Genomic DNA, 20,292 nt, shown 5'->3' with positions numbered 1-20,292 from the left:
AAATGAGATCATACCCTTTTCGCAACACCACGATCAGCCTTCTGATCGCAACCATCATTGCGGCCTGCGCGCCACAAGCCGCCACCCCACCTGTGGACATTGTCGGTACAAGAGCGGCCGAATTGGCTGTTGTCATGTTGACTCAAACTGCCGGCGCAGTTACGCCAACCCCGCTGCCGCCAACAGCGACAGAAACGCCAAGTTTTACTGAAACTCCCGCCGGCCCCCCCACGGAAAAACCCGTCCCCAAGCCGGCTGCCGTGATCGTGTTTGCAGGCTGCTGGACAGGCCCCGGCGAAAACTATACGTTAATCAGCAATGTTGACCCCGGAACACGGGGAAGACAAAATGTCGTCATCCTTGGTGTTGGAAGCGAACCGGGCTGGATCGTGATCAGGAATCCATATTTCAACAACCCATGCTGGATCAGGGTCGAAAACCTGGAGATAGACCCGATTATGGACATGTCCCAATTTCCGCCGATGACACCCGGGGCGCCGTAAATTCCATTGGTGCTATAATCAGGGAGGAACAAGGAGCGACCCATGAGCGAAGAAAAACGCAAATCCATGCGGGATAAACTTCCGCCCGAAGCGCTGGAACATATGAAGGCTGCAGGGCATGAAATGCGCAAGAGTATGGAGACCATCCTGCCGCCCGGCTTTTTGGAGCACCGCCGCGCTGCGCGCAAGGAAATGCTGCTGGCATTTCGCAGCCTGATCGATGCAGCCATCAAAAAGACGGAAGAAAAATCTTCATAAAAAAGAACCGCGACTTTCAGTTGCCGTTCTTTTTTGTACTACTGAAACGGACGTTTTCCCCGTGCGAGGAACAGAGCGTAAAACAGAGCGATACCCGCCCCTGCAAAAAGGCCCTGGGCCAGCAGGGTATGACCATCATACAAAATCGCGCCTGCGATCAGTAACCCAAGAAACACAATCCCACCCGTCAACCGATTCAAAGACCGCTCCAAATAACTGATCTGAAGATTAACCAGCGGCATTTGCACGCTCAAATCGCCGCGCTCGATGCGCCCAAGCACACGCTCTGTCCTGCCAGGGATGGCGATCAGCGTTTTGAAAAATTCACCCGCCTCATTCAGGAACACATCGAAGGTTGAACCATTTTCACCATCGGTCAACTTCCTAGCATACGGTGCAAGTTGCAACCAAAGATTGAAATCGGAATTCAAGCCCGTACACATGCCTGATAGAATTCCGATGGTCCTGCCAAGCAGTAAAAGGTTTTCAGGCAACTGGAACGGCATGCTCAGCATCAACTCGCGGAACTGCAGCCCGAACTTTACCATCTCGTCATGGCGGATGCTGCGCAGTTGGTTCATGCTCATGCCCCAGAATCGGTCGAACAATTGACCGCTGGCTTCCTCCAACAACTTGATATTCGCACTCGGAAGCAGTACGCCCAGGGTTTGATATGCCCTAATCAGACGCGGCGCATCCTGCAAACCGACCGAGATTACCGCCTCCCGCAACCCCTCCACCAAACGGTCTGGCATACGACCCACCATGCCAAAGTCAATGAATGTCAGGCGGAATTTTGTCGAGCCGTCTTCGTCCTTTTCAGGCAATGGCAGGATAAACAAATTTCCAGGGTGCGGGTCGGCATGGAAGAACCCATCCTCGAAGATCTGCTTTAAATACGTTGCCAGCAAACGATCCGCCACTTTAGCACGGTCAACACCTGCGGCAGTGATCGCTTCATAATCAGTGATCTTGATGGCAGTGACATCCTCCAGCGTGAGCACGCGGCGGGTCGTCCGATTCCACACCACACGCGGGACATGCAGGCCTCCATCGCCCTTGAAATTGGTCGCAAATGTTTCGGCATTCTTCCCCTCTGACAAATAGTCCAGTTCCGCTTGAAGGATCGCCGCGAACTCCTCGACGATCGCAGGCACATCGGCGCGGTCACTCACGGGGTGGTACCGTTTCAACCAGCCGCCCACTACCCGAATCGCGGTCATATCCACATCCACGATCTGCTCGATATTCGGTCGCAGTATCTTGACCACTACATGATCAAAACCCAGGCTCTCCGCCTCGTGTGGGAGCAATCGAGCGCAATGAACCTGCCCTAAAGATGCGGCAGCGACAGGTTCCTTGGCAAAGGCAAGAAAAACATCCTCGACAGCAGAACCAAGGTCGAGTTCGGTTTGGAGGCGGATGGATTCAAAATCCACTGGCGGCACCTCATCCTGTAATCCTGCCAGTTCATCGGTGACCTCGGGCGGAAGCACATCCAGCCGCGCAGAGAGGAACTGCCCGACCTTGATCATCACGCCACCGAGACGGATCGCCAGTCCGCGAAATCGAATTGCAATTTTCCGCAGCCGTTGTGGACGAGTGCCTTTCGCAAGGGTGCCAAGCCCGATGCGCCGTAAAAAAATATCCCAAAAGATGATGCTCGCTGCGACACGCGCAAAGAACAAAACGATACGCCAGTAACGCGCCTGCAAAATTATGGATCGCATGAAGCCTCCGTGCCATTCCATTGTAGCCCCAATATTCCTTATGTCACAATGACGAATTTCCACAAAACCCCATGAACCAATTCGAATGACAAAAATTCCTTGACACTCATCCCACTCTCATGTAAACTCACGCAGGTAACAAAAACGTACAGAAAGGAGCGCGCTTCAAAATGATCTATCGCCCCATCTTGCCCAACCAAAAATTGAACCTTTTTCGAAGTGCGCCTATTAACCGTCTCTAAACGGTTTTATCCTGTGTCTTTCAAAACACGGCGCACCTGCGTCGTGTTTTTTATTGTCAAAACGGAAAACCATTGTGAACCTCTCACTCAAAGCCTACTGGAACCTGCTCGCCGACCACATCCGCCCCCAGCGCGGACGGTTCATGCTGCTCGCCAGCATGCTGTTCGGCAGCATCAGCTTGCGCATCTTCGCCCCGCAGATCATGCGCCGTTTTATTGATTCCGCGCTGGCTGGCGAAGCCCTGCAAACCCTGACATGGACCGCCATCGCCTTTATCAGCGTGGCGTTGATCCAGCAGGGCGTCGCGATCGGCGTCACCTGGCTCGGCGAAAACGTCGCCTGGACAGCCACCAACGACCTGCGCGCCGAACTGGCGGAACGCGCCCTGCACCTCGACATGAAATTCCACAACGACCACGCGCCCGGCGAATTGATCGAACGCATCGACGGCGATGTGACCGAACTGGCGACCTTCTTCTCGCAGTTCGCGTTGAATCTCGTTGCCAATGGACTTTTACTCGTCGGCATTCTGATCGCACTATTCATCGAAGATTGGCGCGCGGGGCTGGCATTCACCGTTTATTCCATTCTCACGGTCGTCATTCTCAGCCGCCTGAGAAATATCGCTATTCCGCACCAGAAAGCACGGCGCGAAGCGGAGGCGCAATACTACGGCTTTATTGAAGAGCAGCTCGCAGGTACCGAAGATATCCGTGCCAGCGGCGCGGTGGATTTTTCCATCCGTGAACTCTTCCGCCACCAAAGTATCATCCTCGGTCACAACCGTCGGGCACACTTCAAACGCTGGATCATCGAGAACTCGATGGGGCTTGCGCTCACCACAGGCACACTGCTCGCCGTCACCAGCGGCTACTGGCTCTTCACTGCAGGCTTGATCACCATCGGCACTGTCTATCTCTTCGTGCATTACCTCAGCCTGCTCGAAGAACCCTTCTGGGCGATGACGCACGAGATCGAAAGTTTTCAGACCATCGGCGCGTGTGTGGAAAGATTGACCGAATTCCGCACACTCGAACCGGAAGACAAGACTGAAACAGGCTTTGAGATCGACTCGCGTCCGCTCGCATTGATGTTCAACGACGTGACGTTTGCGTACAACGGCGGTGAACCCGTCCTCTCCCGCCTCTCTCTGGACCTGAAGGCTGGTTCTGTTCTTGGACTGCTTGGTCGCACCGGAAGCGGAAAGACCACGCTTGGTCGTTTGGTCTTCCGCCTGTATGACGTGAAATCGGGCAGCATCAAGGTCAACAACACAGATTTGCAGGACATACAGCTCGACTCTCTGCGCCGCAATATCGCCATCGTCACACAGGACGTGCAATTATTCCGCGCGTCGATCCGTGACAACCTGGCCTTCTTCGACCGTTCGATCCCCGATGGGAGAATCATCAGCACCCTCGAAGAACTGGAGATGGGCGACTGGTTCCAAAACCTGCCCAAAGGCCTGGATACGGAACTCGAAACGGGATCAAGGTCGTTATCTGCGGGTGAAGCGCAATTGCTCGCCTTTACGCGCGTCTTTTTGCGAAATCCAGGTCTGGTGATTCTCGATGAAGCCTCATCGCGTCTCGATCCCGCCACCGAGCAAAAACTCGAACACGCGATAGACAAGTTATTGAAGGACCGCACTGCCATCATCATCGCCCACCGCCTGCATACCATCCACCGCGCGGACGAAATCATGATCCTGGAAAGAGGCAATGTCATCGAATACGGGAACCGCGGGCAACTTTCTGCAGACCCGAACTCGCGGCTTCACCAACTCCTGCAAACTGGCATGGAAGAAGTATTGGCGTAAACCGCAGGGGCAGAGCGGCGCTCCGCTCCTGCACACACGGAATTTATCATGACCGAAATGACATCCAACCAAAAAGAAATCAACATCCCCTCCCTGCCCGCGTGGAAGGTCATCCGTGAGATGATCCGCTTCCGACCTTGGCTGTGGTTCGTGGATATGATCAGCGTCGCACTCATCCGCTTTGTCTGGCAGATCGCGCCCGCGCTCATCCTCAAAGCCTTTTTTGATATGTTGACCGGCGGCATGCAACTGACCGGCGGCATTTGGGCGGTTATCGCCCTCTTCGTTTCGCTCTGGATCGGACGCGCACTGGCAAGTTATGGATTCTATTACGCCGACGTACCGATCTTCGCAGATATGTCCACACTGTTACGTAGAAATCTATTGCGCCACATCCTGAAACGACCGGGCGCATCACAGCTGCCCGACTCGGCGGGCGAAGCCGTCAGTCGCTTCAAAACGGATGTGAACGAGATTCCGCTTTTCGTCATCCTCGTCAACGACGTTCTGGTCGGGCTTGTTATCATCGCGGTCTCCATCGTGCTGATGACGCGCATCAACCCGTCCGTCACGGTGATGGCGCTCATCCCGCTCGTCATCGTCGGCATCATTGCCAACATCGCAACGGGCCGCATCGAATATTACCGCCGCGCCTCGCGTCAGGCAGGCGGCAAAGTGACGGGCTTCATCGGTGAGTTCTTCGGCGCAGTACAGGCGGTCAAAGTGGCGACGGCGGAGAAAAATGTCATTGGTCACTTCCACAAGATCAACGACGAAAGACGCGTGCTGACAATCCGTGAAAAACTGTTCGATGAAGTACTCGGCTCGCTATACCGCAACACCTCCACGCTTGGTACAGGCGTCATTCTCGTGCTGGTCGGTCAATCCATGCGCACGGGCAATTTCACGCTCGGCGATTTTTCGCTCTTCGTCTATCTGCTGCAAAGTATGGGCGATCTCACCACCTTTGGCGGCATGTTGTGGGCGCGTTACAAACAACTCGATGTCTCCGTCAAACGCATGTACCGCCTGATGGAAAACGCACCGCTGGACGCACTCGTCCAACACAACCCGATTAATTTGACAGGTCCTCTGCCCGACGTGACCTACCCGACGAAAACCGCCTCAGACCGGCTGACCGAACTGGTCGCTGAACGGTTGACCTTTCACTACCCTGATTCGAAAAACGGCATCGAAGACATTTCTCTGAAAGTCAAACGCGGCTCACTGACCGTCATCACAGGTCGCATCGGTTCCGGCAAGACGACGCTGCTCCGCACATTGCTTGGATTGTTGCCAATGGAATCGGGAGAGATACGCTGGAATGGAGGGATTGCCGCCAACCCTGCGGACTTTTTCATCCCGCCGCGCTGCGCCTACACCGCGCAAGTCCCGCGCCTGTTCAGCAACACCCTGCGGAACAACATCCTGCTCGGACTCGACCGCACCGATAAAGACATCTACCGCGCCGCCAAACTCGCCGTCATGGACCGCGACCTCGAACAACTCGATGACGACCTCGAAACGATGGTCGGCGCGCGCGGCGTCAAACTCTCTGGCGGGCAAGCACAGCGCAGCGCCGCGGCGCGCATGTTCATCCGTGAACCCGAACTGCTCGTCTTCGACGACCTCTCCAGCGCGCTGGACGTGGAGACCGAACGTCAACTCTGGGAACGTATCTTTGCCGATGGCAATGAAAAGACCTGTCTGGTCGTCTCCCACCGCCGCCCGCTCTTGAGGCGTGCTGACCACATCATCGTACTTAAGGATGGTAAGGTAGAATCAGAAGGGACGCTGGACAAACTTCTCACAACCAGCCCCGAGATGCGCGAGTTGTGGAAGTTGGAAGAAAACGGACGATAGACGACAGACCGTAGACCATGGTCCATGGTCAATCGTCAGGAGAAAGACATGGACATCCTCACAGGAAAGATCCTGAAACTCAACAACTGGACCGACGGAAAAATCATCGGTCTTGCAAAAGACGCGGGCAACAAACTCATCGAAAGCGGCATGGAGCGCGATGCGGTTCTCGCCAAAGTCGACGCTGTCCGCAAAGACCCTGGCAATTTCCTCGCCGATTCGCTCTTGGCTGATCTAGCCCGCGAGTGCATCCGCATAAGACAAAGGGAGGAAACCGTTCAACAACATGAATTGCGCGACCAGCCGTTGACCTATCCCATCTGGGGCAGGCAGCACATTGACAAAGGCTCGCTCGCCCAGATGGACAACGCCATGCGGCTCCCCGTCAGCGTGGCGGGCGCGTTGATGCCCGATGCCCACGTCGGCTACGGATTGCCCATCGGCGGCGTGCTGGCTACGGACAAGGCCGTCATCCCCTACGCCGTCGGCGTGGACATTGCCTGCCGCATGAGGCTCTCGCTCTATGAAGTCTCGCCAATTTTGCTGGGACAAAAGCCGTCACTCTTCGAGAACACCTTATGGGAACAGACCGCCTTCGGCATCGGCGCACAGTGGAAAGGAAACAAGCGCGCTGAGCATGAAGTGCTGGACGATTCTGCATGGGACGCGACCAGATTATTGAAAAGTCTGCAGGATAACGCCGCGCGTCAACTCGGTACGAGCGGCACGGGAAATCACTTCGTCGAGTGGGGTTCGTTCCGCCTGCATGAGCCGATGTTCGGCCTGAAGCCTGGCGAATATCTCGCCCTGCTTTCGCACAGCGGCTCACGCAGTGTCGGTTTCAAGATCGCGGACCGCTACAGCAAACTCGCCATGGATTTGCATCCCGACCTCGATAAGAGCCTGCGCCATCTCGCATGGTTGTCGCTCGATTCGGAGGAGGGGCTGGAATACTGGCATTCGATGGAACTAGCGGGTCGCTTTGCCTCCGCCAATCATTATATTATCCACAAACGGGTGGCGGCAGCAGTTGGGTTGAAGGAAACCGCCGTGGTCGAGAATCACCACAACTTCGCGTGGCGTGAGAAACTCCCCGATGGGCGCGAAGTCATTGTCCACCGCAAGGGAGCCACACCTGCAGGTGTGGGCGTTCTCGGTGTAATTCCAGGCTCGATGGGGGATGCAGGCTACGTCGTCCGCGGGAGAGGCGTGAGCGAGTCGCTTGAGTCCGCATCCCATGGCGCAGGCAGACAGATGAGTCGCAAAGCTGCGCTGAACTCCATCAGCAAACGCGAGCGGGACGAATATCTGAAAGAACGCGGCGTCACCTTGCTCGGCGGGGGCATTGATGAGTCGCCGCAGGCATATAAGCCAATCGATGAAGTCATCGCCGCGCAAGGCGACCTCGTGGAAATCCTCGGCAAGTTTACCCCGCGTATCGTCCGCATGGCGGATGAGACGGGGAAGTATTAGAAAAGACCCCGAAGGTTTTTGAGGCCTTCAGGGTCTTTTATTTTTACAACCGGATCAAAAAACCACAGAACTCACACTTGACCGTATCCTGCCCGCGCAAAATAACCTGATGAAGATGCCCGCCGCAACTCGGGCACTGACTCGGAGCGGATTTGACCTTCGCCGCCGCCGCCGCATCCACTTCCACCGCGCGGTCGGATTCGAAATCCCTTGCCTTTGCGCGGTTGATCAATCCCTGCCACTCCTCGCACGGCTGCCAGATGTGGAAGTGCGCCACGTTCATTGGCGCGCCTGATGCAAAACTGACCTTGATAAAGTCTTCATTTTTGAGCATTCCCTGTTTGCTGGTCTCCACCGACTTCACTAAGGCAACGGGCGTATCGATCAGTAGCTTTTGCCGTTTTTCCTTTTCGGTGGTGATGAACAACACCTTCTTTGTCGCCACCTCCTCCTTTTGCTCGAAAATGATGCGCTGGTCAGTCAGATACAACACGCCCTGTGGGTCATCTTTTTGCTCTTTCCCATTTTTCACCCAAACCGCCTTGACCGCCATCAGGCCTGCTTCGGTGGCAAGCAATGGAAACGCCGCCTGTGAGAGATTAGTCAGCATGTAGTCAATCCTGCGGATTTCATTACTGAATTTGTTGACCTCGCTCCGGACAGAATCATACATGCCGCTGATCTGCCTGCCGGCGGCATGGACCTGCGCCTCCAATGACTCGACCTGTGGTTTGACCTGCTCCAGCAAACCTTGCGCCTGCGTCTGATTTCCCGAAGCCGCCGCCAGTTGAGTCATGCGCGGCCGCAGGGGCGCTATTGCAGTTTGCAACTGTCCCGCCTGCTCTTCGATCTGTTTGTTGATGTTCGGCGCGAGCGCTTTCCATTTTTCCAGTAGGGTCGCGGCACGGGATTCAAAATTCATCCCAAACACATAACCCCGTGCGCGCAGCCCCGTCACCTTGTCCGCAAATCCCTCGATCGTGGTCTGCGTATCCTCCAGCGAGTCGCGCACGCTCGTCAGGCGGGTACTTTCTTCCAGTGTATTGAACTTCGTTCTCAGCAACTTGATATCGGAAGCAAGTTTTTTAACGGGGTCAGCGGCCATTATTATTTCTCCTGTTCACCTTTTACAATTACAACATTAACTCAAATAGGAAACCCAAGCCGGTCATCACCAAGGGAAATATCGTCGCGGCGAACACGCGATAAATGATCCAATTTTCAAAGGGCCAGATCGGCGCCTTCTCGGTCAATTCAAGTAATGCGCGGAGTGATTTGATTCGTTCCGATGAGAATTCCGCACCAACCCCGCAGGACACATCCGTCATTAATCGGTCATATTCATCCTGGAGCAGATCCGAGATCTGCCGGAGGGCGGTCATTCGCGCCGAACGCATGTTAACATGGGCCTGCCAAAAGGGAAGGAGGAAGGCAAGTGGCATCAGGATCAGGTACAGACCAAGATAAATCGCATCTTCCGGAAAAACAGGCGTCGAATAAAGATGGCGCATGGTAACAAAAAGTCCAAGTATCGCACCAAAGCCTGCAAAAACCATGCCGTAACTTGTAATTGCGTCAAACGCCGTACCGTATTTCGACTGTCCCATCAATACAGGCAGTTTTACATGATGGTAAACGCGATTCAAGTTGAAAGCAACCAGCAAATGACGAACAAAGACAACCACAATCATGTAAAACAAAAGGAAGCGTGAAACCTGCAGGATCGCCGCCATCAACCAATTAATTGAATACCAGCGCGCGCCCATATGCTCCAAAATAAAAATCACACCAAGGTACACAACAATCGCGCCTGATAAGACTCCCAGCACCCACCCGCGGGCTGTTTTATGGGAAATTCGCGCAGCCCGGGAAAGCCCATCAAGCATGGAGGATGGTGCGAGCGGCAATATAAGACTGTATAACCCAGCTATCGAGGCAGGCTGCCATACATAGAAAAACACGACAGCTGGATGAATGACCCAAAACCCAACCTGATTTACCCTGTCAACGATACTGCTCCGCTCCAATCCGTCCCGCGGAAACAGCACATCGAAGCAGGCAGGCAGAACCAGCATGTATACAAGAAAAAAAGAAAAACTCAACAGCGCTGCCTGCCAAGGCTTCAATTTGACCCATGCAAGGAAGCGGCCAAAAGGATCTTTGCCAACAATATCCCGGGCGGTAATTGTTAAATCCATTTCTCCTCCACGCTGCATAAAAACCGTTACAACTTTTTCAAAATTTCAATCGCATCCTTAATTCTTTGCAAACATTTTTCCCTGCCGATGATTTCCATCGACTCGAACAGCGGAGGGCTGACTTTTTGCCCCGTTATGGCTACCCGCAAAATACCAAACACTTGATTGACATTCAATCCACTTTCCTCGACATATGCCCGCAGAGGCGGCTCGCATCGTTCATGGCTGATATCCGGCTGCGCTTCCAGAATCTGATACACCCTGCGGGCAGTATCCGCGGACTGTTTCGCATCCAATCCCTTCGCGATCAAATCTTCAGGATTGAGAGTTATATTATCCTTGAAGAAAAATCCACCAAATGCAATACAATCATCCAATGTGACCAGCCGCTCACGAATGAGCGGGATGATTTTCAACAAAATACCATCGTCCATATTAAGTCCCTCACGGGTGAAATATGGCTTGAGGCGGGCTGCCAGTTCATCGGTCGTGAAAAGACGGATGTGAGTCGCGTTGAAGTGATCCAGTTTTTGGAAGTTGATCGCAGCGGGAGAGGCAGTCAAAGAGTCGACCGTAAAGCGGTCGATCATTTGTTCCACGCTCATCACATCATCTTCGGGGACACCCCACCCCATCAACGCAGACCAGTTCAAAACCCCTTCGGGAGTGAAGCCAAGTTCCTGCATATCCTTGATAAAAATGGAGTAGCCGTCTTTCATTGCAGTGGCAGCTTCGCGTTTGCTCATTTTGCCTTTGCCACTTGGCTTGAGGAAGACGGAGAGATGAATCCAGATCGGCTCCTCCCAGCCAAAGGCGCGGACGATATTGACATGCAAGGGGAATGTGCCCAGCCACTCCGAGCCGCGCATGACATGCGTGATCTGCATATCGTGGTCATCCACAATGGCGGCAAGATGATAGGTCGGCAAGCCGTCGGATTTCAAGAGGACGTAATCGTTGAGTTGTTTGTTTTCGGTGGTGATGTCGCCGCGCAGATGATCGCGTGCGATGGTAATGCCATCCTTTGGCATCTTGAAGCGGATGGTGTATTTCTCACCGCCCGCCATGCGTTTTGCGGCTTGGTCGGGATCAAGGACACGGCAGGTTCCGTCGTAATGTGGGTTTTCCTTGCGTTTCAGCTGCTCCTGTTTGACCTTTTCGAGTTGGTCTGCTGTGCAGAAGCAGGGATAGGCGCTGCCGTTGTCCACGAGGATTTTTGCGTGATGCTGGTAGATCTCGCGGCGTTCGGTCTGGCGGTAGGGACCGAATTTTCCGCCGACATCAGGGCCTTCATCATATTGCAAACCAAGCCAGCGCAAGCCGTCCATGATCTCCTGCTCCGCGCCGGGGACGGTGCGTTTGAGGTCGGTATCTTCAATGCGAAGAACAAACTGTCCGCCAGTCTTCCTTGCGAGCAGATAATCATACAGGGCGACGCGCGCCGTGCCGAGGTGCATGTGCCCGGTTGGGGAGGGGGCGATGCGGGTTCGTGCAGGTTTGATCGGCAAGATAAAGCCTCCTAGAATCAAAATTCCATTTGTTTGTGGCGCATGACGACGGATTCGACCAGCCCGATGCCGAGCATCAACGCAGTCAAACCGCTTCCGCCATAACTGATGAATGGGAGCGGCAGCCCGGAGACAGGCACAACGTTCAAGTTTACGCCAATATTGATCGCACCTTGAAAAAAGATCAAGATCGCCACGCCAAAGGCGATCATCGAGCCCGAGACATCCCGAGCCTTTTGTGCAGCGCGGATACAGCGCCAGACGATGAACGCCAGCGTGAGAATCACGATCACGCCGCCAATCATGCCAAATTCCTCCGAGATGGCGGAGAAGATAAAGTCGGTGTGACGCACCTTGAGAAAACGCAATTGTGTCTGCGTGCCGTGGCCATACCCCTGCCCAAAGAATCCGCCGGATCCAATGGCGATCAAGGCCTGTTGTACATTATACGTCGCTCCGTAGGTTGCATTTGGATCCGGGAAGATGAAGGTCAGCACACGTGCGCGTTGATATTCTTCAAGGAAGGGAAACGCCAGCGCTGCAAGCCCAATTCCGGATAGCCCCAGGGTAATCACCTGCCTGATCTGCAGCCCGTTGATCCACAACATGGACACGAAGACGACCGTCAACACAACCACATTACTTAAATTGGGTTGGAGCAGAATCAACACGATAATGCCAGACGCCCAAAGCAGGCCGCCAAAGGCCCATTTCCAATCGCGAGGCTGATTCTGGGCCGCCTCAAAGTAACGCGCGAGGACGATGATGGCAACGATCTTTGCAAATTCCGTCGGCTGGAGGAACAAAACCCCCACCTGGAACCAGCGCTGGGCGCCAAAAGCGGATTGACCAAAGCCGGTCAATGTCACCAGAAAGATCAAAATCCCAAAATAGATCGGCCGGTAGAGAGCCAGCCAGTACCGGTAATCTATGGATGCGACGATAAAAATAAGGACCACGCCGAGCAAGGCAAAATATATCTGGCGCGTAATCAGCGGCAAAAGCACTTCGTTCCCCGCAACAGCCGAGCGGATCATCACGGTACCAAACGAGGATGCCAGCACGATTGCGCCGAGAAGAAGAAAATCGAAATTACGCCAGGAAAGTCCACGAGTCATAATAAAAAAACACGGATGCAACCCATGATGCCATCAGGTTGATCCGTGCCTCCAGAATATTTAAAGGTCAACCCGCGCGATGGCGTGATACGTTCCGCAGGGGAATATCCGCCACCAGCCGCTGGGAACGGCCGTCGCGTTCCAATCCAATTTGCACAGCCTCCGGGTCAATGTCAATGTACTGCGAAATGGCTTTAAGCAAATCATCCTTTAATGCTTCCAATTGTACGGGGGTCAGGTCGGTGCGGTCATGCACCAGCACCAGCTGAAGGCGTTCCTTTGCGCTTTCAGCACTTTTTTTCCGCGTGAAAAAGTTCATGTCACTTCCTCCCCGCAAAGCGTTGAATGGTTTTCCACAATCCGCTTTGTTGATCGAGGTCCATGAATGGCACGTCGTGTCCCTGCAGGCGTTTGGCAATATTGCGGAAGGCCTGTCCCGCACGGCTTTTTACATCATTTACCACAGGCGCGCCACGGTTCGAGCCAATGATGACCGATTCATCCTCCGGCACGATACCGATCAGTTGAATGCCCAACAGGTCCAGCACATCCTCCGCAGAGAGCATGTCGTTGTTTTTGACCAACACAGAGTTTAACCGGTTTATGACCAGATACGGGCTCCCTTTTTCCTCCGCCTCCAGAATGCCCACCACCCGATCCGCATCCCGCACCGCGCTGATCTCCGGGTTGGTCACCACGATGACTCTGTCTGCTGCTGCAATGGCGTTTCGGAAGCCGCGCTCAATCCCCGCGGGCGAGTCGATGAGGACGAAATCAGCATCAGGCCGGAGGTCATTACAGATGCGTACCATGTCAGATGGAGAGACTGCAGTTTTGTCGCGAGTCTGCGCGGCCGGAATCAGGTACATCTCAGGGTAATGCTTGTCACGGATCATCGCCTGTTTTAATTTACAGCGTCCTTCGATCACATCCACAATATCATATACAATCCGGTTTTCAAGGCCCATCACCACATCCAGGTTGCGCAAGCCGATATCACCATCAACGCAAACGACTTTTTTTCCGTCCACGGCAAGCGCGGTGGCAAGGTTGGCAACGGCGGTGGTCTTGCCCACGCCGCCTTTTCCAGATGTAATCGTAATCACTTGAGCGGTCATATTAAGTCCTAAAAATGAATTAGCCTGCGTTCCACATTTCAGCTTGCAAACGGCCTTCGCTATTAATACTGGCAATCTCAGGCTTGGGGTCTTTTTGAGGTTTGAGCATGGCGGAGACTTCATCCGCAATACGCAGTTGATTGGCAGAAAGATCGAGCGCGCAGATAAACGCAGAACGATCCCCTTTGGAACCGGCGTGGATCATGCCGCGCACCCTTCCCCACACAATCACATTCCCTTCGGCAATGATCTCTGCGCCCGGGTTTATGTCACCAAACACAACAACGTGGCCGGGAAATTCAATGCGCGTTCCAGAGCGAAGTGTCTTGTTGACAAACAGTGCGGTGTCATCGGTGATGGTATCCGCAAACTGTCTTTGTTCCTCGGGTCGCGGTTTCGAGATGCGCGTGGCCAGGCCAAGCAATTGAGCGGTCTGTTCCGTGACCGGCGATTCGCTTACGACTGCCCATAAAACCACATTCCGTTCAGATAAATGGTCACGCAAATCCACGAGATCATTGACCTTTAGGATTTGCGTGCCGACATCCATGGCCAGGCGCGCACCGTGAAAGAAGGATGAACGCTCATCAATTTGAGTGAGCAAAGCTATACGCTGGTCTTCCCATGCAGCATCTGAAAATGTTGCAAGAAGTCCGTCGCGTATTCCTTTGATCTGAACCAGAGAGGTGATTTGTTCCATAGGACAAATTTGGGTAAATTTATTGGATGGAATTATACCTGATGAAAGCGCATCGTCTATTGGCCCGGGGCTGGATTCCCCTGCGCGATGTCAATCGCCTTGATCTCAAAATAGGATTTGATCATGCGCGCAACCATCGGTCCGGCCACGCTCGCACCTTCGCCGCCGTTGTAGGCAAACGCGATCACAATGATCTCCGGGTCTTCATAGGGAGCATAGGCAAGAGTCCATGAGTGCGTGGGCCATGCGCCAAACTGGCAGCGCTGGGCTTCACGCGCAACATCATCGCAATATTCCGCAGTGCCGGTCTTGCCCGCCACCGCGATGGGGAAGTCGCCAAAGAGATCGTTCAAGGTGCCAAACAGATTGGCGGTCACTGCCAGCCGCGTCCCCGCGCGCACCGCTTGAATGGATGAGGGCTGGATGATCTTCAAGTCGTCCTCATCCAAACTACAGTACGCACCGTCACAGGAATACCCCTGAATCATCGGGGTTACGGTAACATCCCATTTCAAGTTGGGGGTAAAAGGTGATATTTGATAACTGCCTGCCGTTTCAAAATTGGTGGCCGTGAAATCATTCGGATTGAACCACATTGGGACAACATTCCCATCGCCGTCGGTCACCTCGTGGACAACGGTTGGCTGCATCAGCCTTCCGTTGTTGGCGATCACCGCACCAGACATGAGTATTTGCAGGGGTGTGGAAAGCACATACCCCTGCCCCACGCTGGCAATATACGTATCGCCCGTGGACCAGTTCTCGCCGGTGTTGATGCGCTTCCACTGCGGGTCGGGGATCAACCCATCCTGCTCGCCCAGCAGCTGGATCCCCGAACGCTCATCAAATCCAAGCGCGCGGGCGTATTGCCGCAGGCGCTCAACACCAAGCCCCTGAACGATCTCATCCTCGTAGCCGCCGCCCAGTTTGTAAAAACAGACGTTACTTGAAAAGGCAATACACTGCAGAAAATTGACAGGGCCAAAACCTTCGGGTCTCTGTTCAAGAATGTGGTCAACAAAGGGGCGCGTATTTCGCTCCGTACAAATATCATTGGGATTAAATTTCTCGCATAACAACAGTTGTCCCGGCGCCTGGATAATGGTGGTCAAATCCACCACGCCTTCGTTGATCGCGCCTGTTGCGGTGGCTAATTTGAACACAGAACCAGGCGGAAACTCCGAAGAGATCGCGTTGTTCAACAGGGGCTTGCGCGGATCCTGACTTAGCTGCTCATAATAATAGGCGGGAATAAAACGCACAAAGCGGTTGTTCTCATAGGTCGGAAACGAGGTCATTGCCAGGATCTCGCCCGTCTTCGGGTTCATAGCAATAATGGCTCCGCTTGAAATGCGCACCGTTCCAAAATATGTATTCCAGAACCTGATCTCTTCCAAAAGAGTGGCTTCAGCGGCGGCCTGCAGGCGGGTATCGATCGTCAAATAGATATTATGTCCCGGCACTGGTGAGATGGGCGGTTCAAGATTGCGAAGTTCCTGCCCGGCCACATCCACCTGCACCACACGCAAACCGTTCCTGCCTGCAAGGATATCCTGCAACGAGGCCTCAACACCGGAATAACCAATCTTGTCACGATTGGGGATAAATCCCTGCGCGCGCAATTCCGCTTCCTGAGATGCCGGAATCGGCCCTAAAAAACCGACCAGATGGGCTGTCAACGACCCTGTTGGATAGTCACGAATCGGCTCCACCTCAACCTTTACGCCGGGCCAATCAACCGATCTCTCTTCCACGATGCGGGCAATTTCCTCCGAAATATTGCACTTTACTTTGACAGGGCTGTACGGCGCCAACGTATCCTGCAAAGCCACCAGCTGGGCAATGCCGGGTCCCTCCACGCACGCCGCAAACAACTTGGCTTCTTCCAAGGATTCTGCTGTCACAGGTCCGCCCACAGGAACTTCAATCAACATTGAGAGCTCACGGTAAATACGTTGAATATCCGAATCGTCGGCGGGCAGGCTCGCCGGCGTAATCACGACATTATAAGAGGCAAGGTTGCGTGCAAGGATGTTTCCGTTGCGGTCATAGATAATACCGCGTGGAGCGGGGATGCTGACTTCAAAGGTGTAATTGTCAATGGCGCGTGCCGTCCAGACTGATCCCTCGACCACCTGCAGGTTGATCAGCCTGAAAAGCAGGGCGATCAACGCCAAAAACACAACGATATAAACCGTGGCAAGCCGCCAGGGCTCAAAACGAACAGGGCGCAATACAGAACCAGAACTCATTCGTGCTCCTCTAGATGGTAAACCCACCGCGCCAGATCACGCATGAAAGCATAGATGGGTATTGAGAATAACATATTGAGCAATAAACTTGGCAGCGTGACTAAGCCCATTACATCGTCAAATAAAAACGGCGTGCCCAATATGCGCAATACAGAAAAGGATAATAAATGAATGAACATCGTGCCTATAAATGTAACACTAAACATTGCAAGCAACGGCGCCTGCCAGACCCGCCGCTGCAAACCCTGGGCAATAAAGACCACACCAAGATAGCCAACAAATAAAACCAGCCAGGGCATGCTGGAGACAAAGGCAAGCATCAGGCAAGCCATGACTGCCCAATGCCAGGCAGATTTGACGCGGTCCTGCAATGCCCAAGCGGCAAGCACGATCAATACAATATCGGCATAACCCGAGAGCAATTTGACCTGACTGACAACGGAGGATTGCAGGATGACCGCAAATCCCAGCAATGGAAACGCGATAAGATTTCGCATGTCTAATGATGATTACGGGGAGGGAACAGGCACAAGTGGAGAGATATCCACCGGGCGAAAGTTGGTGATGACCAGAACGATCTCAAGACGGGAGAAATCCACCGCAAGCTGGACTGTCGCCTGCTGGAACAGTTCAAATTCAAGGGCGCGGATGGTAACAACCTGTCCGATAATAAGGTCCGACGGATACCCGCCGCCCAGCCCCGAGGTCAGAATCAGATCACCTGATTCCACAATGGCGTTCTGCGAGATCATATCCAGATACGTGTCGCCGGTGACGGAACCGAATGCCACAGCATTGGTCTCAGCATTTTGCAGGTACACATTGACGGCGGATGCGGGGTCTGTGATCAACTGAACCCGCGCAGCGTCAGCAATCACCGCATCCACACGCCCAACCAGGCCCTGGTTTGTAACAACCGGCATGCCCCGCCGAATATCATCATTCGATCCGCGATTAATGATGATGTAATGCAAAAACGGGCTGGGATCACGACCGATCACAGCCGCTGCTTTATAGGTGCTTTCGGGGTTTGAACGGGAGAAGTTAACCAGAGCCGCAAGGATCTCGGTCTCATTGACGCGTTGTTGGAGTTCGATGACCTGCGCCTGCAGCTGTGAGACCTGGGACTCCAGTTCCAAATTGCGCGTGCGCAGGGAAACAATATCGCGGGGTGCGGTAATAAAATCCTGAAAACCAAGAAAACGCGACGAGACCCAACTTTGGACTTCGATCAACATACTACTGAACTGTCTTGAAGCGGAGCCAAAGAAACCGCCCAGCGAAAGGGCGAGAATACCCGCCACTACCAAGAAAATAATCGTTGTTTGTAAAGAACGGGAATTCATTGATGTTTCAGTCCCTGAACGAGACTGCCAAAATATTTACTATCCAAGGTGACGCGTGCTGCCGCGCTCCAGACCAACCAAATATCGCCCGAGTAAATCCAGGTCTTCGAACACCATCGCTGCGCCGCGCGCTACACAGGTAAGCGGGTCTTCCGCCACCCAGACGCGTAATTTCAATTCATCAGTCAGGCGTTCCGCGAGACCCTGCAATAACGCACCTCCGCCCGCGAGACAAATGCCTATATCCATCAGGTCGGATACGATTTCAGGCGGGATTTCATCCAACGCGTCCCGCACGGTGTCAATAATGACCTGCACGGAACCCGAGAGCGCCTCGCGAATCTCGACGGAGGAAACTTCAATGGTTTCGGGCAACCCGGTGACAAGATTACGCCCCCTCACTTCCATCGTCTTTTCGGGCTGCAAGGGATAGGCGGAACCGATCTGCCATTTAATCTGCTCGGCAATCCCTTCGCCGATCAACAAGTTGTATTTGTTGCGAAGATACTGCACAACGTCCTGATCCATCTCATCGCCGGCAACACGCAGGGAACGGGATGCAACCACGCCGCTCATGGACATAACCGCAACTTCCGTGGTTCCGCCGCCGATGTCAACCACCATCGAGCCGCGAACCTCCCCAATCGGCAGGCCAGCCCCGAGCGCGGCCGCGATCGGTTCCTCAATCAACAGCGCCTGACGCGCACCGGAGGCCATGACGGCGTCATAGACCGCGCGCTTCTCCACTTCGGTGACGCCTGTCGGCAAACCAATGATCACACGCGGGCGCGGCAGAGGAACCACGCTCTGTTCGTGGACTTTGCCGATGAAATATTCAAGCATGATCTGGGTGACATCAAACTCGGCGATCACACCGTCACGGATGGGGCGCACGACAACTATATTCCCCGGCGTGCGTCCAACCATTTCCTTGGCTTCGAGGCCAATTGCGAGGGGTTGCCGTAATTTCTTGTCAACAGTCACCCAGGATGGCTCATTGATAACAATGCCTTTATTACGAACATGGACAAGGGTGTTCGCAGTGCCAAGGTCAATGGCGATGTCCAGAGAAAAAAGGCCTAGCAGCCAGTTGATAGGGTTGAAGGCCAAAATAGGCTCCTAAGTGGGATTTTACCGAAATATAGTAATTACTTACATATTATACCATGAGGCTTAAAAACAGATTTTGCCACGGCACAATCCCCCAGAGGGGGTAAAATAGCGCCAACCAAACCCCACTGGAGGAAGATATGTCAAAAATTGCCATTGTCACAGACAGCACTTCGTTTTTACCTGAAGCATACGTCAGGAAATACAATATCACAGTTGCGCCGCAGGTTCTCATCTGGGGAGAGGAAACGTTTCGTGACGGGGTGGACATTCAGCCGGCGGAATTCTACACCCGCCTTAAGACGGCAAAAACCATGCCGTCCACTTCCCAGGTTTCACCCGCATCCATGCAGGCGATTTTTAAGCCGCTCGTGGAGCAGGGCTTCGAGGTGCTCGGTCTTTTTGTTTCGTCCAAATTATCGGGGACAATCCCGTCTGCCATGCAGGCCAGGGATGCCATGGAAACAGCAGGATCCAAAGTAACCATCGTGGACAGTCTGGCGACATCCATGGCGCTTTCCTTGATCGTGCTTGCCGCAGCACGTGCCGCTGAGCAGGGAGGGACTCTCAAAGAGTGCCTTGCCGCCGCAGAAAGTACCCGCAGCAACACAGGGCTGTTCTTTGCAGTCGACACCCTTGAGTTCCTGCATCGCGGCGGACGCATCGGAGGCGCCCAGCGCTTCATTGGTTCTGCGTTGAATCTAAAGCCGATTCTTGCCCTCAAAGACGGCCGTGTGGAAGGTGTCGAACGCATCCGTACGAAGTCCAAGGCGCATGACCGCGTGCTTGAACTGGTCGCTGAAAACGTACAGGGCAAATCAAATATCCGTATTGCTGCATTACACGCAAATGCAAGTGAAGATGCAAAAACCCTGCTGGATCGTGCGGCACAGCAAAGCAATCCTGTTGAGACGATTTTCGCAGAAGTGAGTCCCGTGGTCGGTACTCACACTGGACCCGGCACAATCGGCCTGGCATTTACATTTGACTAGGCAGCCATTTCAAATGACAACATATAATGCCCACGGTCACAAATTGCGCTTTCCCGCTTCT

The 20,292-nt window shown here is 53.8% G+C and carries 18 protein-coding genes; 6 read left to right on the top strand and 12 right to left on the bottom strand.

Translation table 11 applies throughout. The features are described 5' to 3' along the window. Positions 1-2 precede the first annotated feature (2 nt). Both QY332_09080 and QY332_09075 read left to right on the top strand, forming a co-directional pair. A complete protein-coding gene (locus QY332_09080) occupies positions 3-503 on the top strand; it encodes a hypothetical protein (protein ID WKZ38083.1) in 501 nt (166 codons plus the stop codon). Positions 504-545: 42 nt separating this feature from the next. Beyond that, positions 546-761, top strand: a complete 216-nt coding sequence (locus tag QY332_09075) for a hypothetical protein (GenBank protein ID WKZ38082.1) — start codon at positions 546-548, stop codon at positions 759-761. A gap of 38 nt (positions 762-799) precedes the next feature. Here QY332_09075 and QY332_09070 read toward each other — a convergent pair whose 3' ends face one another. Further along, a complete protein-coding gene (locus QY332_09070; GenBank protein ID WKZ38081.1) occupies positions 800-2,491 on the bottom strand; it encodes an AarF/UbiB family protein in 1,692 nt (563 codons plus the stop codon). 316 nt (positions 2,492-2,807) lie between these two features. Here QY332_09070 and QY332_09065 point away from each other — a divergent pair, with 316 nt between their 5' ends. The 3 genes from QY332_09065 to QY332_09055 are packed head-to-tail and all read left to right on the top strand — an operon-like array spanning position 2,808 to position 7,889. Next, positions 2,808-4,553 (top strand): ABC transporter ATP-binding protein, encoded by a 1,746-nt coding sequence (locus QY332_09065; GenBank protein WKZ38080.1) that lies wholly within the window; start codon positions 2,808-2,810, stop codon positions 4,551-4,553. A 48-nt stretch (positions 4,554-4,601) separates the two neighbouring features. Beyond that, positions 4,602-6,416 carry an ABC transporter ATP-binding protein gene (locus QY332_09060; protein ID WKZ38079.1) on the top strand — a complete coding sequence of 605 codons (1,815 nt, stop codon included), beginning with the start codon at positions 4,602-4,604 and terminating at the stop codon, positions 6,414-6,416. 48 nt (positions 6,417-6,464) lie between these two features. Beyond that, the gene (locus tag QY332_09055) at positions 6,465-7,889 is read left to right on the top strand and encodes an RtcB family protein (protein WKZ38078.1); all 1,425 of its coding nucleotides are present in this window, start codon (positions 6,465-6,467) and stop codon (positions 7,887-7,889) included. Between the two features lie 43 nt (positions 7,890-7,932). Here the strand turns inward: QY332_09055 and QY332_09050 are convergent, their stop codons facing one another. The 11 genes from QY332_09050 to QY332_09000 all read right to left on the bottom strand — a co-directional run bounded on the left by QY332_09050 (position 7,933) and on the right by QY332_09000 (position 19,239). Then, positions 7,933-8,994, bottom strand: coding sequence for a hypothetical protein (locus tag QY332_09050; GenBank protein WKZ38077.1), 1,062 nt, complete (start codon positions 8,992-8,994; stop codon positions 7,933-7,935). A gap of 28 nt (positions 8,995-9,022) precedes the next feature. Beyond that, positions 9,023-10,087, bottom strand: a complete 1,065-nt coding sequence (locus tag QY332_09045; GenBank protein ID WKZ38076.1) for a hypothetical protein — start codon at positions 10,085-10,087, stop codon at positions 9,023-9,025. 26 nt (positions 10,088-10,113) lie between these two features. After that, a complete protein-coding gene (gltX, locus tag QY332_09040; protein WKZ38075.1) occupies positions 10,114-11,595 on the bottom strand; it encodes a glutamate--tRNA ligase in 1,482 nt (493 codons plus the stop codon). Between the two features lie 17 nt (positions 11,596-11,612). Continuing rightward, positions 11,613-12,713 (bottom strand): FtsW/RodA/SpoVE family cell cycle protein, encoded by a 1,101-nt coding sequence (locus QY332_09035; protein ID WKZ38074.1) that lies wholly within the window; start codon positions 12,711-12,713, stop codon positions 11,613-11,615. Positions 12,714-12,780: 67 nt separating this feature from the next. After that, positions 12,781-13,032 (bottom strand): cell division topological specificity factor MinE, encoded by a 252-nt coding sequence (gene minE, locus QY332_09030; GenBank protein ID WKZ38073.1) that lies wholly within the window; start codon positions 13,030-13,032, stop codon positions 12,781-12,783. A 1-nt stretch (position 13,033) separates the two neighbouring features. After that, the gene (gene minD, locus QY332_09025; GenBank protein WKZ38072.1) at positions 13,034-13,831 is read right to left on the bottom strand and encodes a septum site-determining protein MinD; all 798 of its coding nucleotides are present in this window, start codon (positions 13,829-13,831) and stop codon (positions 13,034-13,036) included. A gap of 19 nt (positions 13,832-13,850) precedes the next feature. Beyond that, positions 13,851-14,531 carry a septum site-determining protein MinC gene (minC, locus tag QY332_09020; protein ID WKZ38071.1) on the bottom strand — a complete coding sequence of 227 codons (681 nt, stop codon included), beginning with the start codon at positions 14,529-14,531 and terminating at the stop codon, positions 13,851-13,853. Positions 14,532-14,587: 56 nt separating this feature from the next. Next, positions 14,588-16,783, bottom strand: a complete 2,196-nt coding sequence (locus tag QY332_09015) for a penicillin-binding transpeptidase domain-containing protein (GenBank protein WKZ38070.1) — start codon at positions 16,781-16,783, stop codon at positions 14,588-14,590. Beyond that, positions 16,780-17,280 (bottom strand): hypothetical protein, encoded by a 501-nt coding sequence (locus QY332_09010; protein ID WKZ38069.1) that lies wholly within the window; start codon positions 17,278-17,280, stop codon positions 16,780-16,782. Before QY332_09010 ends, QY332_09015 begins: the two co-directional genes overlap by 4 nt. 12 nt (positions 17,281-17,292) lie before the next feature. Next, positions 17,293-18,129: a rod shape-determining protein MreC gene (gene mreC / locus QY332_09005; protein ID WKZ38068.1), complete on the bottom strand. Its 837-nt coding sequence runs from the start codon at positions 18,127-18,129 to the stop codon at positions 17,293-17,295. 39 nt (positions 18,130-18,168) lie between these two features. Further along, positions 18,169-19,239 carry a rod shape-determining protein gene (locus QY332_09000; GenBank protein WKZ38067.1) on the bottom strand — a complete coding sequence of 357 codons (1,071 nt, stop codon included), beginning with the start codon at positions 19,237-19,239 and terminating at the stop codon, positions 18,169-18,171. Positions 19,240-19,379: 140 nt separating this feature from the next. Between QY332_09000 and QY332_08995 the strand changes: the two genes are divergently transcribed. Further along, positions 19,380-20,231: a DegV family protein gene (locus QY332_08995; protein WKZ38066.1), complete on the top strand. Its 852-nt coding sequence runs from the start codon at positions 19,380-19,382 to the stop codon at positions 20,229-20,231. The last annotated feature ends 61 nt before the right edge of the window (positions 20,232-20,292 follow it).

It is taken from the genome of Anaerolineales bacterium (assembly GCA_030583885.1).
Lineage (GTDB): Bacteria > Chloroflexota > Anaerolineae > Anaerolineales > Villigracilaceae > Villigracilis.
Note: the sequence above shows the minus strand (reverse complement) of the source record. Positions and strands in the feature narration are given on the sequence as shown.

Bases quoted from the DNA above. Each gene is read 5' to 3' on its own strand.
- QY332_09080 (WKZ38083.1), top strand. From the start codon at position 3: ATGAGATCATACCCTTTTCGCAACACCACGATCAGCCTTCTGATCGCA.
- QY332_09075 (WKZ38082.1), top strand. From the start codon at position 546: ATGAGCGAAGAAAAACGCAAATCCATGCGGGATAAACTTCCGCCCGAA.
- QY332_09070 (WKZ38081.1), bottom strand. From the start codon at position 2,491: ATGCGATCCATAATTTTGCAGGCGCGTTACTGGCGTATCGTTTTGTTC.
- QY332_09060 (WKZ38079.1), top strand. From the start codon at position 4,602: ATGACCGAAATGACATCCAACCAAAAAGAAATCAACATCCCCTCCCTG.
- QY332_09055 (WKZ38078.1), top strand. From the start codon at position 6,465: ATGGACATCCTCACAGGAAAGATCCTGAAACTCAACAACTGGACCGAC.
- QY332_09050 (WKZ38077.1), bottom strand. From the start codon at position 8,994: ATGGCCGCTGACCCCGTTAAAAAACTTGCTTCCGATATCAAGTTGCTG.
- QY332_09045 (WKZ38076.1), bottom strand. From the start codon at position 10,087: ATGGATTTAACAATTACCGCCCGGGATATTGTTGGCAAAGATCCTTTT.
- QY332_09035 (WKZ38074.1), bottom strand. From the start codon at position 12,713: ATGACTCGTGGACTTTCCTGGCGTAATTTCGATTTTCTTCTTCTCGGC.
- minE (WKZ38073.1), bottom strand. From the start codon at position 13,032: ATGAACTTTTTCACGCGGAAAAAAAGTGCTGAAAGCGCAAAGGAACGC.
- minD (WKZ38072.1), bottom strand. From the start codon at position 13,831: ATGACCGCTCAAGTGATTACGATTACATCTGGAAAAGGCGGCGTGGGC.
- minC (WKZ38071.1), bottom strand. From the start codon at position 14,531: ATGGAACAAATCACCTCTCTGGTTCAGATCAAAGGAATACGCGACGGA.
- QY332_09015 (WKZ38070.1), bottom strand. From the start codon at position 16,783: ATGAGTTCTGGTTCTGTATTGCGCCCTGTTCGTTTTGAGCCCTGGCGG.
- QY332_09010 (WKZ38069.1), bottom strand. From the start codon at position 17,280: ATGCGAAATCTTATCGCGTTTCCATTGCTGGGATTTGCGGTCATCCTG.
- mreC (WKZ38068.1), bottom strand. From the start codon at position 18,129: ATGAATTCCCGTTCTTTACAAACAACGATTATTTTCTTGGTAGTGGCG.
- QY332_08995 (WKZ38066.1), top strand. From the start codon at position 19,380: ATGTCAAAAATTGCCATTGTCACAGACAGCACTTCGTTTTTACCTGAA.